The sequence below is a fragment of the Dyadobacter sp. CY356 genome, assembly GCF_021440195.1.
Taxonomy (GTDB): domain Bacteria; phylum Bacteroidota; class Bacteroidia; order Cytophagales; family Spirosomataceae; genus Dyadobacter.
The window spans coordinates 329,058-345,767 of sequence record NZ_JAJTSZ010000002.1; the positions used below are offsets into that span (position 1 = coordinate 329,058).

14 protein-coding genes are annotated in these 16,710 nt (G+C 39.7%); 2 read left to right on the top strand and 12 right to left on the bottom strand.

The features are described from left to right. Positions 1-2: 2 nt before the first annotated feature. From LXL81_RS07600 to hisS, 10 genes are all read right to left on the bottom strand, one after another. Entirely contained in the window at positions 3-3,434 is a 3,432-nt protein-coding gene (locus tag LXL81_RS07600; RefSeq protein ID WP_234646127.1) for a response regulator, read from the bottom strand. A 270-nt stretch (positions 3,435-3,704) separates the two neighbouring features. Then, the gene (locus LXL81_RS07605; RefSeq protein WP_234646128.1) at positions 3,705-4,190 is read right to left on the bottom strand and encodes a GNAT family N-acetyltransferase; all 486 of its coding nucleotides are present in this window, start codon (positions 4,188-4,190) and stop codon (positions 3,705-3,707) included. Between the two features lie 15 nt (positions 4,191-4,205). Then, complete coding sequence (locus LXL81_RS29140) at positions 4,206-7,538, bottom strand: exodeoxyribonuclease V subunit beta (RefSeq protein WP_234646129.1); 3,333 nt, start codon at positions 7,536-7,538, stop codon at positions 4,206-4,208. Positions 7,539-7,654: 116 nt separating this feature from the next. Continuing rightward, entirely contained in the window at positions 7,655-8,185 is a 531-nt protein-coding gene (locus LXL81_RS07615; protein ID WP_234646130.1) for a hypothetical protein, read from the bottom strand. Between the two features lie 41 nt (positions 8,186-8,226). Continuing rightward, positions 8,227-9,309: a histidinol-phosphate transaminase gene (hisC, locus tag LXL81_RS07620; protein ID WP_234646131.1), complete on the bottom strand. Its 1,083-nt coding sequence runs from the start codon at positions 9,307-9,309 to the stop codon at positions 8,227-8,229. 61 nt (positions 9,310-9,370) lie between these two features. Beyond that, positions 9,371-9,811, bottom strand: coding sequence for an RES family NAD+ phosphorylase (locus tag LXL81_RS07625; protein WP_234646132.1), 441 nt, complete (start codon positions 9,809-9,811; stop codon positions 9,371-9,373). Next, positions 9,812-10,240: an antitoxin Xre/MbcA/ParS toxin-binding domain-containing protein gene (locus LXL81_RS07630; protein ID WP_234646133.1), complete on the bottom strand. Its 429-nt coding sequence runs from the start codon at positions 10,238-10,240 to the stop codon at positions 9,812-9,814. 83 nt (positions 10,241-10,323) lie between these two features. Beyond that, the gene (gene hisD, locus LXL81_RS07635) at positions 10,324-11,592 is read right to left on the bottom strand and encodes a histidinol dehydrogenase (protein WP_234646134.1); all 1,269 of its coding nucleotides are present in this window, start codon (positions 11,590-11,592) and stop codon (positions 10,324-10,326) included. A 55-nt stretch (positions 11,593-11,647) separates the two neighbouring features. Continuing rightward, on the bottom strand, positions 11,648-12,508 hold the full coding sequence (gene hisG, locus LXL81_RS07640; RefSeq protein ID WP_234646135.1) for an ATP phosphoribosyltransferase: 861 nt from the start codon (positions 12,506-12,508) through the stop codon (positions 11,648-11,650). A gap of 71 nt (positions 12,509-12,579) precedes the next feature. Continuing rightward, on the bottom strand, positions 12,580-13,938 hold the full coding sequence (hisS, locus tag LXL81_RS07645) for a histidine--tRNA ligase (RefSeq protein ID WP_234646136.1): 1,359 nt from the start codon (positions 13,936-13,938) through the stop codon (positions 12,580-12,582). Positions 13,939-14,100: 162 nt separating this feature from the next. Here hisS and LXL81_RS07650 point away from each other — a divergent pair, with 162 nt between their 5' ends. Beyond that, the gene (locus LXL81_RS07650; RefSeq protein WP_234646999.1) at positions 14,101-14,325 is read left to right on the top strand and encodes a hypothetical protein; all 225 of its coding nucleotides are present in this window, start codon (positions 14,101-14,103) and stop codon (positions 14,323-14,325) included. A 41-nt stretch (positions 14,326-14,366) separates the two neighbouring features. On the opposite strand, the gene LXL81_RS07655 is transcribed toward LXL81_RS07650, so the two are convergent. Next, positions 14,367-14,756 (bottom strand): hypothetical protein, encoded by a 390-nt coding sequence (locus tag LXL81_RS07655; protein ID WP_234646137.1) that lies wholly within the window; start codon positions 14,754-14,756, stop codon positions 14,367-14,369. A 59-nt stretch (positions 14,757-14,815) separates the two neighbouring features. On the opposite strand from LXL81_RS07655, the gene LXL81_RS07660 reads away from it, so the two are divergent. Further along, on the top strand, positions 14,816-15,586 hold the full coding sequence (locus LXL81_RS07660) for a class I SAM-dependent methyltransferase (RefSeq protein ID WP_234646138.1): 771 nt from the start codon (positions 14,816-14,818) through the stop codon (positions 15,584-15,586). Positions 15,587-15,698: 112 nt separating this feature from the next. Here LXL81_RS07660 and LXL81_RS07665 read toward each other — a convergent pair whose 3' ends face one another. Continuing rightward, positions 15,699-16,709 carry a glycosyltransferase family 2 protein gene (locus tag LXL81_RS07665; RefSeq protein WP_234646139.1) on the bottom strand — a complete coding sequence of 337 codons (1,011 nt, stop codon included), beginning with the start codon at positions 16,707-16,709 and terminating at the stop codon, positions 15,699-15,701. Between the last annotated feature and the right edge of the window lies 1 nt (position 16,710).

The following is a 16,710-nucleotide window of genomic DNA, read 5'->3' on the forward strand; positions in this document are numbered from 1 at the left end:
ATTTACGAATGAAGCCAGACTTTAATCAGGGATAGCAATTTATCTATATCCACCGGTTTCGAGATATAATCATTAGCTCCGGCTGACAAGCACAATTCTCTGTCTCCCTGCATCGCTTTCGCTGTTACGGCTATGATGGGTATGTTATTCCATTTCTGTTCCTTACGGATCAGCGTTGTAGCTTCAATACCATCCATTTCCGGCATCATGACATCCATCAATATTAGATCGACATCTTTATTTTCTCCAAGTTTTGCTATCGCCTCGCGGCCATTTGTTGCAATGACGATTTCAAAACCGGCGTCTTCCAAAACAGCACTTAAAGCAAAAATATTGCGCATATCATCATCCGCCAGAAGCACTTTTTTACCTACAAATACGCGCTCGGCATGTACAAATGGATTACTGAACGGCTGTTGTTTTTGAATAGAAGGTGCTTGTTTGGGCTGAAATTTTTTCAAGAATAAATTCACTTCATCCAGTAATCGATCATTGGATTTCCGTGTTTTCATCACAACCGGATGCGAATAACGCATCACTTTTGACAGATCTTCCTGTGAAAGATCTTCGGCTGTGTTTATTATAACCGGCAGGTTAGCCCATTTCGGCTCCTGCTTGATTTGATCGAGCAGATCAAGTCCGTTCATGTCAGACAAACGGATGTCAAGTATGATACCGTCGACAATTTCCTTTGATAAAAAGGACAGTGCTTCCGCTCCTGAATAAGCGTATAAAACAAACAGATTATTTTTTTCCAGAAAATCTCCAAAGTATTGACTCTGGAAAGCATCATCCTCGATTAACAAAATCCGTTTTTTCTCGGTATCAGGGCCTTCAAGCTTCAATAAATTGAAAATAAATTCTGCTGATTTTTTATCAACCGGTTTTTGCATAAATCCGATCGCACCTTCGTCCAGCATATGCGCTGCACTTTCGTCTCCGGCAGAAACCGTGTGAACCGGAATAAGGCTGGTTTTATGATCTGATTTTAATTCCTTCAAAACATCTTCTCCGGAAATGTCAGGAAGATGCATATCAAGAATAATCGCCGTCGGTTTAAAACTTTTTGCAATATCCAATCCGCCATAACCCGTTGAAGCGATTACTACTTCAAAACCATTATCACGGGCTTTACTGGCCATATCTTCTGCAAAAATCGGATCGTCTTCGATAAGCAGAAGACGATTTTCATTATTATTTTCAACAAATTTGTTGGATTGCGGTTTCGCGATTGCCACTTCTTCCACAAATACATCCGGCTCCATTTCGGATGCGTTTGATTTTCCGCCGCTTGTCTGAACAGGTATTGATAGCGTAAATGACGATCCTTTTCCTACTTCACTTTTTAAAGAAATCGATCCTTTAAACAAAATCGCAAGTTCACGGCTTATAGACAAACCTAAACCTGTTCCCCCATATTTTCTGCTTGTTGAACCATCTGCCTGTTGGAAAGCTTCAAAAATCGCTTTTTGCTTATCGTTGGGAATACCAATTCCGGTATCCGAAACTTCAAAATGCCATTGATCATTGCTTTGGGAAATAATGAGTGAAACCGAACCTGGCGCCGAAGTGAATTTTATGGCATTGGAAAGAAGATTTCGTATGACCTGCAAAACCCTGACTTGGTCCACAAAAAGCGTTTCCGGACAGGAATCTGTCCTTATCATTTTCAGTTCAAGTCCTTTATTTTCAGCAATTTTCTGAAAAGTATTTTTTACTTCAACCAGTAGTAATTCAATATTAACTTCCTCCGGATGAAGCTCAATCTTTCCGGATTCCACCTTTGCCAGATCCAGGATATCGTTAATAAGGGTCAGTAAATCGTTACCTGAATTATTAATGACAGAAGCATATCGTTGCTCTTCATCGCTTAATCGGGCACCTTTATTTTCTGATAAAATGCGTGAAAGAATTAAAATGCTATTCAGCGGCGTACGAAGTTCGTGGCTCATATTGGCCAAAAATTCACTTTTAAAACGACCCGTTTTTTCAAGTTCATCAGCCTTTATCTGAATCTGGTCTCTTGCTTCTTCCAGCGTGCTTTTTTGTTCTTCTAAAAGAAAGGCTTTTTCTTCCAGTTCAGTATTGATCTGTTTTAATTCTTCCTGCTGCACACGAAGTTCCTCTTCGGATACCTGAAGAAGTGAGCTTTGTCTGGTAAGTTCCTCATTAGTAACCCGTAACTCCTCTTGCTGGCTTTCAAGCTCCTCTGCCTGAAGCTGGGTTGTATCCAGCAATTCTTTCATTAACTGACGTTCTCTTGCCGCTACAAATGCTATGGCTGCACCGTCTGTTACTCTTTCAAGAAGTTTGATAACATTGTCATCGGGTTGTTTCAGATAACCTAATTCCAACAAACCAATAACTTTCCCCTCCTGAATCATTGTCTTCACAAAAACTGACTCAGGCATAGTATTTCCAAGTACGGTACCAATCCGCAGATATCCTGGGCTTACTTCCAATCTTTTTAGGCTTTGTTTATCTTTGATTATTTGTCCTGTTAGTCCGTCCTTTTCTGATATTCTGTCAGGCACGCCTTCGTGCTGATCCACAGCATATGTAGAGGCAAGATCCCAGGCACTGGCATTACGATTTATGACATACAATATTGCTGTTGAAGCGTTGGTTAGCTTAGCCATCTTATGCAAAAACTTGTCTGCCAGCTCAGATTCCGTAGGTTCGCCACGAATAGATGTGGTAACTTCTACCGCTGCGGATAAAATCCAGTTTTTACGCTGGTCTTCCAGAGACAACATTTCCATTTCTGCATTTGCTTTTAATGCTAACTGTTCCGAAAATACCTGGGATAAATATGTCCTTCTTATAATGTAGAAAAGAATAAATATCACAAACATAAAAACAGCTGTACCACCAAGAATTACCTGTTTGGCTCTGGTGGTGCTCACAAGAGCCTGTTCTTCACGAACCGCCAGCAGATTGTTTTCCATCGCTTCGGCATTATTGAAAAATAAGGAAAGTTGTGAAGACAACTTCTGTCCACTTGCTACCATAGATTTTAACGAGTCCTCCGAATGATTGTCGGACTTGATAAGTTCCAGTTGCTCCGCCATCAGTTTTAACCGGTTTTGCAGTACGGGTGCAAGGCTATCAAGACGAGCCGTTTGAGCGGGATTGTCTTCAACAAGTTGCCTTAAAAAACCAAACTGGCTTAATATTCGCTCCTTGGCCTTCAGATGTGCATTTTCAAAATCCTGATTATTTAAAAGCGCGTAACCACGTAAATTTGTTTCTGCTGTAAGAAGTTGATTTCTGACTTCGGATGATGATTTGATTACTTCTCTGGTGTGATCTACCCAACCTGCATTTTCCTGTTGCAGAACAATAGCTTCATAAGAAGAAAATCCTACGATTATTACAAGAATAATAGACACAATGATGCCTGTAAAGACCTGTTGCTGAAACGAAAAACGCATAAATTTTAAGATAACGAAGAGTTCCTACGGATGTAGTTTTTAAACTAACCGTGAATATCAGTAAAAAAAAGAAGGGGAACTATAATTTCTGAGATTTTAGCCACAGAAATTATAGAGTTTTTTCTACATTACTATCAAAATTATTTGTAGAATAAAATAAGGATGGTAATTATTGATATAATACAAAAATAGATCAGGAATTGACTTGTATGTTTCTAATCAACATAATTAGATTGTTTAAACGATATCAATAGAATTCTGCAAATGATATCAGTCGATATTTTTAACCATCCATAATTCGCAGGAATGATGTCCGCTATTCCCCAAAGGACTGCTCAACAACTGAAAGCCTAATTTTTCATAAGCAATGACCGCTTTGTCAAGCTCATTCATGGTTTCAAGATAAATTCGTTTGTAACCTTTACTTTTAGCATATTCTATACACTTCAATATCAAGGTTTTACCTAACCCCTTTCCCCTGGCTTCCGGTCTCAGATACATTTTCACCAACTCTACCGTATCCGCATCCAAGCCTTCCGTCGGGAAGATACCTGCTCCGCCCAATAGTTTTGTATCTTCAATGGCAACAAAATAAACACTGTTTTCAACCTGGAAAAGATCACTTAAATGATCAGTGCTTTTATCAAAATAAACAGTTCCGGGTTTATTTGCCTTGAATTCCTCCAAAGCTTTTCTAATAACCCGGGCCAGTTCGGCATTGTCCTCCGGCTGAATTTCTCTGATAATAATGTTCATAACGTTATTCAAATTTTAGCTAATCCACTCAATAACCTCATTTTCAAGCGTGACCAACACAGCTTTTGCTGCATTTCCTTCATTTTCAAACACTCTTATCAAACGTTTTAAATGATTTTTCGGCTGCTCATTTCCACTTCCTGCAATAAATGTCATAAAAACATAAGAATCGTCCGGCAGATGAACGATTCTGTCTATATGAAGCATTTTCCCACCAGGAAGTAATAATTCTTTATTGATCTGAACGGTAACATTTTCATTGTATAAATCCGTCAGAGAATCTTTTTTCAACAAAGCAATAACCTGATCGTGTAAAATTTTAGCCTCATCTTTTACAACAATGCCTTCCCGAACCAGTTGACTGACGGTTTGAGATAAATCAGCTTCTACATTCATTTTAATTAACAAATGTCTCATTTTTTGCAGATGATCCTTTTTCCTTTCAAAAGTCTCAACATCAAAAATACGCTCGGCCATTCTTCTTAGTCGCAAGGTATCGGTGCGGTCATTGCTGATGACATCGCTGATCAGATATGCTGCTGCATTATTTTTAGAATGAGCATGGAAACAATCCTGATTTCCCTGAGACAGAACAAATGTGCTTTGTTGCTCATCATAAGTGGGCTGCGATTCAGGCTGACTTAAATAGTCGTGCAGCCAGGTACTGACCTGTTGCGATTGTTTCCAGTTTTTCTCACGTTTCGCCAAAATGTAAAGCCTCTGAATGGGTCTTGTAAAAGCCACATACAGTAAATTCAGATTTTCAACCAGAGTCCTCGTTTTCTCTTCCTGATACTGATCGGAAACCAATGTACTATCCAGATCTTTAACCACGGAAACCAGAGAACTTCTTAACTTCTTTGTGACCGGAAAAAGCTCATTTTCTTTTTCTTTCAAAACTAGTTCATCGTACGGAACGTCATCCAGATCAATCCATAATCTGTCAAGTTTCGCATTTGGAGTCACTTTCCAGTTTGCATATGGAACGATAACAACAGGATATTCCAGCCCCTTCGACTTGTGAATCGTAGTGATCCGCAAAGCATCTGTATCCGCAGGAATCGTGATTGAGAGTTTATGTTTATTAGTATCCCAATATTGAAGAAAATCGCCCAGGTGATTACTTTTCCGCGTTCCAAATTCAAGGACTACATCAAGAAAACGAAATAAATATTCATTTTCAGTTTTGTTTTCAAAAAGCCCGAATGTCTGCATTAATTGCTCACACAATTCAAAAACCGTCAACTGACGGATCCTGAACGCAACCAGTTCAATATTCCATTTTAAAAAATAACCAAGAAATGTATCAAGTCCCTTTTTAGTACAAAGCGTCCGCAGGGCTTCGTGCTCTTCCGCACTTGGATTTTCTTTTCTTATGATCCTGTGGAATAAATAAGCGGCCTCATAACGTTTCAAGCGCTGGTCCATATGCAAAACCTGCATAAAAGAAATGATAAAATGCACGGATCTGGAATATGCCAGGGACAGAGCATCATCGGAAATCAGCGGATAACCAGAATCTTTTAAAGCATTTGCCAATGCTGTTGCTTCCTTCTTTTTACGACACAAAATCGCAATATCCCGCCATTGGTACCCGGACTCACGAAGTTCTGAAATCAACGCCACACTTCTTTTTACGATCGAATCATTTTTTGTCTGGTCCTCTAAAAATTCATCCGCAAACTCCTGCATTTCAATAAATTCCATCTGCACATGACCACCCTCATTAACGCCGGAAGGTATCTCCTGTTTGAAATTATCGTCATAAACGTGGCGGATCAACGGATATTCCTCTCCTACCGTTTCTGAAATAAATCCAAAAAATTGATTATTGAACGTAGTAATTTCTCTATAACTTCTCCGGTTTGTCCGTAAATGATTTATTTCAAGATGACTGTCGACACTCCACAATCTTTCCTCATTATAAATATTATCACCCAAAATTGGCATTAGCTGCATTACCTGATTTTGAGCGAGATGCAGGATCAGATCCATATCTCCACCTCTGAAACGGTAAATCGATTGTTTGGCATCTCCCACGATCAGATTGAAATAACCATCCGCCAAAGCATTTTCTATCAGAGGAAGCAAGTTGGCAAACTGCAATTTGGAAGTATCCTGAAATTCATCAACCAGAATATGATTATATTTTTCTCCAAGCCGCTCAAAGATAAAAGGAACTGGCTCCCTTGATACAATTTCAAGAATCCTGCGGTTAAAATCAGAAATATGTACCTGGTTATTTTGCTTTAAAAGCGCATCAAATTCCTTCCTTATTTCTCCGAGAAGTGATAAGTTATAGAGATGACGATCAAGTTGCGTATATAAAATAATCTTCGCAGACTCACCTTCTCTGATTTTCTCAATTTCAAAATATAATCTTTCAAGTTCCGGTCTTATCGCTTCAATCTTGTTCTTAATCGGTCCGGCAGTTTTAGCACCATACCAGTTTTCTTCACCAATAGTTTTTCCGCTAACGTATGAATTAGGTGCTGTCCAGGTATTTTTGCCTTCACTTCTGTCTTTGAAATATCCATAAATACCACGGGCTCCCTGGTAAAAATCTTTATCTGATAGCAGCTCCACCTGGATCAATTCGAAAGCACTGAGCGATAGCCGTTTTATGGCTTCTTCCCGACCTTTCACAAAAGTCCGCATATGATTACGGATTGAAACCCAGTCGCTCATTTGCAAATTGGAAACACGCTGCATTTGCAGATAACTCTGCTCACTCAACAAAGTACCGGCCGTTTCCCTTATCTGCGCAGGTAATGACGACCAGCTTTTGCCTTCTTCTGCTTTTTCCCTGTAATATTTTTCTACAATATCGGATAATACCTCTTCTCCATCCTGTCCGATCCTGGCCAGTAAACGATCAACCGCATCATCCAGTAATTGTCCGTCGAGCTGTGTTTCAAAAACAAACGGAATGCCCAGTTCATCTGTAAAACTGCTGATAAGCCGCTGTGTAAACTTATCAATGGTCATCACAGAAAAATCAGAATACCGGTGTAAAATCTGGCGAAAAACCAGTTGTGCACGGCCTGAAATCAATTCCTTTGCACCTGCATAAAGCTCCGGATCTTCCAATGTTACCGGATATAATTCAGTGATCACATCTCTAAGCATCGGATGCTCAGTGCCCTCGGCTGACATGGCGTTTGCGAAAGTTCTGAGCATTAACAAAATCCGCTCTTTCATTTCATTTGCCGCAGCATTTGTAAATGTTACAGCTAGAATTTGTCTGAAATACGTTTCTGAATTGGAATGCAGGGCAAGTTTGAGATACTCTTTGGTAAGCGTATAAGTTTTACCTGAACCGGCGGATGAGCTATATACTTTAAACACGTTTCGATTTTCTATTTTGAAATAAAGGCAGCCATTAAAAACAGCAAATCAAGGTACAAAAAAAGCAGGCAAAATGCCTGCTCTTCCTGTTTTCTATATTTATGACTTACAACTTTTTACAAATTGAAGCGAATACCTGCTGAAAGGTTCGGACTCAAATAAAATGGCCTTGGAAGCAACTCAACATAGGCGCCGGTTTCCAAAAACACGGAGATTCTGTTGTCCGGAATAAAATATTCCACACCACCAATGGCTGAACCACCAAGTGAAATGGTTTTTTCACGATCACCGGGAGCAGGTAAAGTTCTTTTATTATCAGGATAATAATTTCTGCTGTTAACCTGTCCGCCTAAACCATAATAAACACGCACATTTTCGGCATTAAAAAGAGGTGTAGTCCACAAATAATGCACCTGCACAGATAAACCTGTTGTCTTATATTTTCCGCTGCGGTAATTACGATCATTTGACAATACACCACCATAAGTACCAATCGTGACATCCAGCGCATGAATGTTGTTAAAATATTTCCTGAAATTAACGCCGGACGGTTCTCCTAATTTAAAACCAACGGCCCAATTGTTATCTTGCGCCTGAGCAAGTCCAAAGGAAAGTATACAAATAAAAGTAAGTGCTAATTTCTTCATAAATAAATGGTTGGTGCTTGGGATTGTTGTTATAGTGTGATTTAAAGTGTTTGCGCAATTACGCTATTTTGCTGATATTTTTTTAAAGATTCTACCAAAACCTCATTTTCATATTCCGTGCCTACTGTTATGCGCAAACATCCTTCACATAAATGTACTTTGGATCTGTCACGCACAATAACAGCTTCATTAATTAAATAATCCATCACCGCCTTTGCATCGTCAAAATGTACAAGCAGGAAATTAGCATCCGACGGAAATACTTTATTCACCAACGATAAATTTTCCAGCATCGTACGTAGTGAAGCTCTTTCTTTCAGAATTTCTTTCACCATCTCATCCTTCTTTTGAACCCCATCCAAACCTTCAAGCAAAACACGCTGCGCGGGTAAACTGATATTATAAGGTGATTTGATTTTATTCAGAATTTTAATCAGGTCCGCAGAAGCAAAACACATGCCAGCGCGGATACCGGCAAGCCCCCAGGCTTTCGAAAAGGTTTGCAGAACCACCAGATTCGGGAACTCATCCAGACGCGAAATCCATGAAACCGAATCCTTAAAATCTACATAAGCTTCATCCACCACAACCAAACCATTGAAATTATTCAGAAGTGTGACGATGGCTTCATCCTGCATGACATTCCCGGTTGGATTGTTTGGCGTACAAACCCAGATAATTTTTGTATCAGGCGTAATTGCTTTTAACACGGCGTCAACATCAATCTGATAATCAGCTGTCAAAGAAACTTTGTCAATTTTAACATTATGGATAGAAGCACTTACCTCATACATTCCATAAGTTGGCGGCAAAATAATCACGTGATCTTTCTCAGGGGTACAGGTGGCCCTGATCAATAGATCGATCGGCTCGTCACTACCGTTTCCAAGAAAAATTCTTTGTGTATCAATTTTCTTTATCGGACTTAATTTCGCTTTTATTTCAGCCTGATATGGATCCGGATAGCGGTTATAATCTTCAACCGTAACTGAGCCGTAAGGATTTTCGTTAGCATCCAGAAAAATACCTGAATGCCCCGTATATTCATCACGAGCAGAAGAATAAGGAGCCAGAGTTAAAATATGTGGGCGGATGACCGAGTTCAGGTCGAATAAATTATTCATTTGTACTGTTATTTTAGAGCATCAGTTCTGTACATTATAACTTTCTCTGCTCCTGTTATTATTAAAATAATCTTTTATCAAATTGAAAAGGCTCGGTGTTAATAACTTTTACCGCACCAAAGTCCTCATGCAGCGGATTGATCAAAAAGTTTCTTTCCGAAGGAACCACCACCGAAGGAATACTCATCAGTAATGTTTTATTTTCCTTCAACCAGGAATCACCTGTTTCTTTGCTCCATTGCAAATCTTCCTGCCAATCAATAATCGGATAAGGATTAAAAACAGGCGTATTGTCCGGGACATACAAAACTACTACCACAAAATCTTTTGGAGGATTCGGCTGTTGCCAATGAACGATGATTTCAAGCATAGCCAGTGAGCGGCGGGAAGAAGTGTAAAGCATGGAATTCTGAGGCGTATTCCATCTCCCCCCGTGCCGGTAAGCGCCTATGCCTGTCAGATCATACTGATACTCCGACCTGGTGATTCTGAATAACTCCATCTACGCAAAAATACCATGCTCAATACGACCCAGTTCCGTTTTAATAAGTTCGATACCTGCATGGGTACGCAGAAATTGCATCGGTTTTACATTGCCAAGAGCCAGGATCTTACTGTTCATCCAATCCAGAAAATATTCTTTCCCAAGAACGCGGGTTCCTACTGAGAATAAATCAGCAAGAGCAATCAAATGATCTGAAACCACATTACTAAGCAAATCTTTATCCTCGTAACGTTGCAGATTCCTTGGCGTAACGGGCAAGAGTGAAATTACATCTTTCAATTCAAGACCCGCAGAATCCGCAAGATGCTGAATAGCTATTTTGGGAATACCGTTTTCTGCAAGATATGCAAGGTCAAAATCATTCTTTACAGAATGTTTCAGGACATTGTAACCTCCCAAAAGTTCATTAACCATAAATGCTGTCATCTTTTCAATCATTTAGAACGACCGGAAATTAGTCTTTCAAAAATACGACATTTTTCGCATTTATTAAAACTTACAAATAGTTTTTATGAAAGGGAATTTAAACGAACGGTAACTGCGCGTTTATGCGCATCCAAAGACTCAGCATGAGCCATAACTTCCACAGTGGGACCAATGTTCCTAATTCCTGCCTCGGATATATGCTGAACTGTAATTTTCTTTACAAAACTATCGACCGAAACACCGCTGTATGCACGTGCATAACCATTTGTAGGTAAGGTATGGTTAGTACCAGAAGCATAATCACCGCAAGATTCCGGTGTGAAATTTCCCAGGAAAATGGATCCGGCATTGAAAATCTTATCTGAAACTGATTCTGCATCCTGCACACTTAAAATTAAATGTTCCGCTGCATAATCATTTAACAAATCAATGGCTTCATAAGCTGAATTAACGAGAATCGCTTTGCTGTTGGCGATGGATTGCGCAGCCAGTTCCCGGCGGGGCAAAGCTTCAAGCTGTGTGGTCAATTCTTCATTAACTGCTGTCAAAAACTTTTCACTTGTCGAAACAAGCAGAACCTGACTGTCAGCACCATGTTCGGCCTGGGACAATAAATCGGCAGCTACAAAAGAAGGAACAGCAGAATCATCAGCATATACCGCAACTTCCGAAGGGCCGGCAGGCATATCAATCGCTATACCTTCCTTACTAATAAGCATTTTTGCCGTAGTAACATATTGATTTCCAGGTCCAAAAATCTTGTAAACCTTTGGAACACTTTCCGTTCCGTATGCCATAGCTGCAACAGCCTGAGCTCCGCCAATGCGGAATGCAGATGTCACACCTACAAGTTTTGCAGCAAATAAAATAGCCGGGTGGCTAGATGGCGTACAAAGAATAACTTCTTTACAACCAGCCAATTGCGCAGGAATTCCAAGCATCAAAACCGTACTGAACAAAGGAGCAGTGCCACCCGGAATATATATCCCGACTTTTTCAATTCCCACACTTTTACGCCAGCAAGTGACGCCAGGCATGGTTTCAATTTTTTCAACTGATTGTAACTGAGCCTTATGAAAAGTATATATATTTTGGTAAGCCTGACGAATTGCAGCTTTTAATTCTTCATCCAGCTGTCCTTCCGCAGCATCAAATTCGTCATGTGAAAAAGCAAAATCTGTCAAATCCACACCGTCAAATTTCTTTGCCAGTTCACGCAAACCTTCATCTCCTTTTGTTTTTACCAAATCGAGAATGGGCAAAACTTTTCCTTCAATAGCCAAAGAATCCTGAACCGGCCGAGTCAAAAGTGCCGGCCATTCACTTCTTTCAGGATAAGAAATTATATTCATAACTCATATTATTCATCGCCGAGCCGAAAGCCAATTGCTGACGGCCGAAAGCCATTTAAAGAATCATTTTCTCAATTGGAATTACCAAAATCCCTTCCGCACCAGCCTGTCTGATTTTTTCGATATTTTCCCAGAAATCATTTTCATTAATTACCGAATGAATGGAACACCAGCCCTCAGTTGCCAGTGGCATAACCGTTGGTGCTTTCATTCCGGGCAGATATTTTGTGATCTCATCTACCGCGCTCGTCGGGCAGTTCAACAATATGTATTTGTTATTTTTAGCAACCTGAACCGATTTGATACGGAACAATAACTGATCAAGCAAATCCTGCTGCCCTGCCGACAAATGTTTGCTGGCGATCATGACAGCTTCCGATTTGAAAATGGTCTCAACCTCTTTCAAACCGTTGCTAAGCAAAGTGCTTCCGGAACTTACGATATCACAAACCGCATCAGCAAGGCCGATACTCGGTGCAATTTCTACTGAACCGCTGATTTCATGAATTTGCGCGGTAATGTTATTTTCCGCAAGATATTTCCCCAAAAGTTTCGGGTAAGAAGTTGCAATACTTTTTCCTTCCAGATCCTGAACACCCGCATAATCATGTTCCCTCAAAACACCAATAGAAAGGCGGCATTTTGAAAAACCAAGTTTGTGAACCGTGTTCACGTCGCGATCCGATTCAACCGAAACATTTTCACCTACGATACCCAGATGTGCTACCCCATCTTCCACATAACCAGGGATATCATCATCGCGTAAAAAAAGAATTTCAGCAGGAAAATTAGTCGCAGAAGTTTTCAGTTTTCCGGCACCGTTATCAAAACGGATACCGCACTCCTTGATCAATTTCAAAGAATCTTCACTTAATCTTCCTGATTTTTGTATTGCAATCCTTATAATATTATCCATGTTTTTATTAAAATTGGGCTGGGGCGTTTGCGGCTGTCAGCTTAAAATTCTCTTTATTATTCTAAAATTTATTAATTCACAGCTGCGATCAATTCCTCAATCGTTCCTTTTTGCTGTTCACCTGTTTTCATATTTTTTAATGTAAGCTGACCGGTATTCATTTCATCAGATCCGATCAGGATAACGAAAGGAATATTTTTACGGTCCGCATAGTCCAGTTGTTTTTTCAATTTGACAGAATCAGGATACATTTCTGCATTTAATCCGGATTCCCTCAATTTTGGCAAAACAGATAATCCATATTTAAAGGCTTCTTTATCAAAATTGGAAATCATCACTTTGGTACTGATCGTCTGATTTTCGGGAAAAAGATTTAATTCTTCCATTACATCATAAATCCGGTCAACACCAAAAGATATTCCCACACCTGAAATCCCCGGAACACCAAAAGTACCTGTCAGATTATCATATCTTCCACCACCGCAAATACTACCGATCTGGACATTATTTGCTTTAACTTCAAAAATAGCTCCGGTGTAATAAGACAAACCTCTGGCAAGGGTAACGTCAAATTGAATCTTAGGATTTTTCAACCCCAGCGATTCAACCATATCCCAGACCTGTTCCAGCTCTTCAATACCTTTCAATCCAATTTCAGAAGAAGCAAGCCATTTCCGCAGATCAGTAAAGGGATTTTCTCCACCTGTTATAGAAAAAACCGGATCAAGTAAATTGATACTCTCTTCGGAGAAATTACGTTCACGCAACTCGTCAACAACTTTATCCTTCCCGATCTTATCCAGTTTATCAATCGCAACGCAAAGCGTTCCTTCCTGCCCATGCGCACCGATCATATCCGCAATTCCAGTCAGGATTTTTCTGTTATTGATCTTAACCGTAAAATCTTCAATACCTAATTGAGGCAGAATGTCGTGAAGCAGCAAAACAATTTCAGCTTCGCAAAGCAAAGATTCCGTCCCGACAACATCGGCATCACATTGATAAAATTCACGGTAACGACCTTTCTGCGGACGATCTGCTCTCCAGACAGGCTGTATCTGATAACGTTTAAAAGGCATTACCAAAGTTCCACGATTCATAACCACATAACGTGCGAAAGGAACGGTAAGATCGTAACGAAGACCTTTTTCAGAAATCCTGGTGGTTAATGCTTTGTAGCCTGCGTTCAAATCTGATTCAGTCAATTTTTCACTGAAATTACCTGAATTCAAAAGTTTAAAAAGAAGCTGGTCTCCTTCGTCACCATATTTTCCCATCAAAACTGAGAGGTTTTCAAAGGCCGGCGTTTCCAAAGGCTGAAATCCGTAACGTTGAAAAGAGCGACGGATGGTATCAAATATAAAAGTGCGTTTCACCATTTGTTCGGGACCGAAGTCACGGGTGCCGCGGGCAAGGCTTGGTTTACTCATTTAATTCTGGATTCTTCAAATAGTCAATGGCTGCTATAAAAGTTTAGTTCCCAAGAAGGCAAGTTTTGACGGACTGATTTCAAGTCCAGCCAAAAATCAGGTTAGATCTAACAAATACCTCAGCATTTAAAAATGTAAAGTTAGAGAGGTTATGCAATTTTTATGACTATTTACTACTTTATTTACGTAATTATTACTAATTTTGCGGCTCTTTCACAAAACAATAATTTTAAAATGGGAGTTACGGAATTAAAACGTAAGAGTCGTAGAAATAAAGCTGTGGCGAATAATCGTACAGCAACTATCAAGAATCTTTTGCGTAAGCCAGAAGTAAGAAATGTCGATGTTGAGGCAATAAAAGCACAGTTTGACGCTAACAAGCAATAATCAAAGCGCCTCTCCGATACAAAGTTATCAACAAGTCCCTGTCAATCTGTTTTGGTAGGGCTTTTTGTTTTTTTATCGGATTTGCCTTTTCGGACTGGTTCTTTACGAAGTGATTTTGCATTAACTTTCCGCAAGAGCTGACGCATACTGCGACGGGTTTCACGACGAACATCCAGAAGAATACGAAAACGTAAAGCTTCGCCAAAGAATATAAGTCCGGTATTAATTAATGCGAGACTATACAACCCCAGCAAAACCCAAACCTGTGTAGGCTGGCCGACGCGGCGCTCATGGGCTGCTTCGCTAAGAACACACAGGCCAAAACTGAATAAAACAAGTCCAAGCGGAGCAAGTATAAGCCACTTGGTACGCGTAGACATTCTTTTAATCATCTGCCTTCCCGGCGGTTTTGGATTGATATCTGGGATCATTTTAAGTATTTGTTATCTCGAAAGAACATAAAATTATTAATTTTTAATCAATTGGTTTAATGAAAGCCATCATAAGTTTAGTTTTACGTTATATTCCCCGCCCATATCTGCAACTAATCGGCCATTGGGTAGCGCGTTTTTTAAGTATTTTTTACATAGGAAACAAGGTAGAATGCCCCGTTTGCAATAGCCACTACCGCCAGTTCCTGCCTTATGGAAGAAACACTTCAAGCAGAGATAATGCACTGTGTCCCCATTGTTTATCTTTGGAAAGACATCGTTTGATGGGTTTATATTTAAAACGTAAAACCAACTTTTTCAGCGCCGATCTCAAAGTTTTACATGTGGCTCCGGAGTACTGTTTTATTGACCGTTTCGAGCACATGAAAAATCTTGATTATATCACAGCAGATATTGAGTCTCCGCTGGCAAAAGTGAAAATGGACATCCATGACATTCCTTTTCCTGATAATACGTTCGATGTTGCTTTTTGTAACCACGTCATGGAACATGTCGATGATTATATCAGAGCGATGAGCGAATTACACCGCGTTTTGAAACCGGGTGGCTGGGCGTTAATTCAGTCTCCACAGGATTTGAAATACGAAGTTACTTATGAAGATGCTACAATAACCGATCCGCGTGAACGTGAAATACATTTTCTTCAGAATGACCATTTACGGCTTTTTGGAAGAAATTATGGAAGAGAGCTGGAAAAAGGTGGATTTACTGTTAAAGAAGACCGGTTTGTAATGGACGAGTTAACACCTGCGGAGGTAAAACGTTATTCCTTGCCAAGTCAGGAAATTGTTTATTTCTGTCAGAAATAAAATTAAAAAAAACGGCTCAAAAAGGCCGTTTTTTGGTAAGAAGTACTATATTTTCAGCTTCTATCTTGTTGATATTAAAGCCAATGGTTAAATGCAAACTACTATTAGCCAATTACGAAGGATATTCAATTGTCGCGCCGGTTTCCCGGTGCGATTTTTTTTCCCAGATACGTGTCCAGCCTTCCTGAATAAAACCGATTCCATATCCGAACAACTGGACAAAAGCCGCAATTATTCCTAAAAAAGCCACTTTTACATTTTTTGTTGATCGTAAGGCGTCAAAAAACAAAGCAAATATGATCAACAATACGCCCGCTATTCCCAGATAAAAAAACGGTTTGAAAATCCAGAACCAAAATGGAATGCTGATAACACCTACCGTGAAAAGGAAAGGGATGGTGTGAACCAGTTTTAATTCCTCCGGATAAAATCTCGCTATATTAATTCTGGCCCGTCCGAAAAATTTAAGCTGACGGAAAAATTGCGCAAATTCAGTCCTACGCTTATGATAAATAAAGGCCTCCGGAATTAATGCTGAACGAAACCCAAGCCTTAAAGCACCGATGCTGAATAAAATGTCCTCTCCCATCCTGCTCGTCTGAAAACCTCCCGTACGTTCGTAAACAACCCGTGAAAGTCCCATATTAAAACTTCGCGGATGGAAGGTACCGCCCATATTATTTTTTTTACCGCGAATTCCTCCGGTTGTTATGAAGGAAGTCATTGAGTAACTTATTGCTTTCTGGATTGGCGAAAACGAAGGATGATCTGTGTCAGGACCACCATAGAGATCAACGTAATCTGAATTTAATTTTTGTTCTACAACCGACAAATAATCAGGTTCAATCAAGGCATCAGAATCCAGCAAAATAAAATAATCACCACTGGCTTTTTCGAAACCGGTATTTCTTGCAAATCCTTGTCCGCCGTTTTCCTTGTAATAATAATGGATATCAAGTTTTTGCTGAAATGAATGAACCACGATATCCGACTTCACCTTCGAACCGTCTTCGATAATGATTACTTCAAAGTTTTTATGAGTCTGGCTAACCAGACAAGTCAATAATTCCTGCAATTCATCAGGACGATTATATACAGGAATTATGACTGAATATTTACGCATA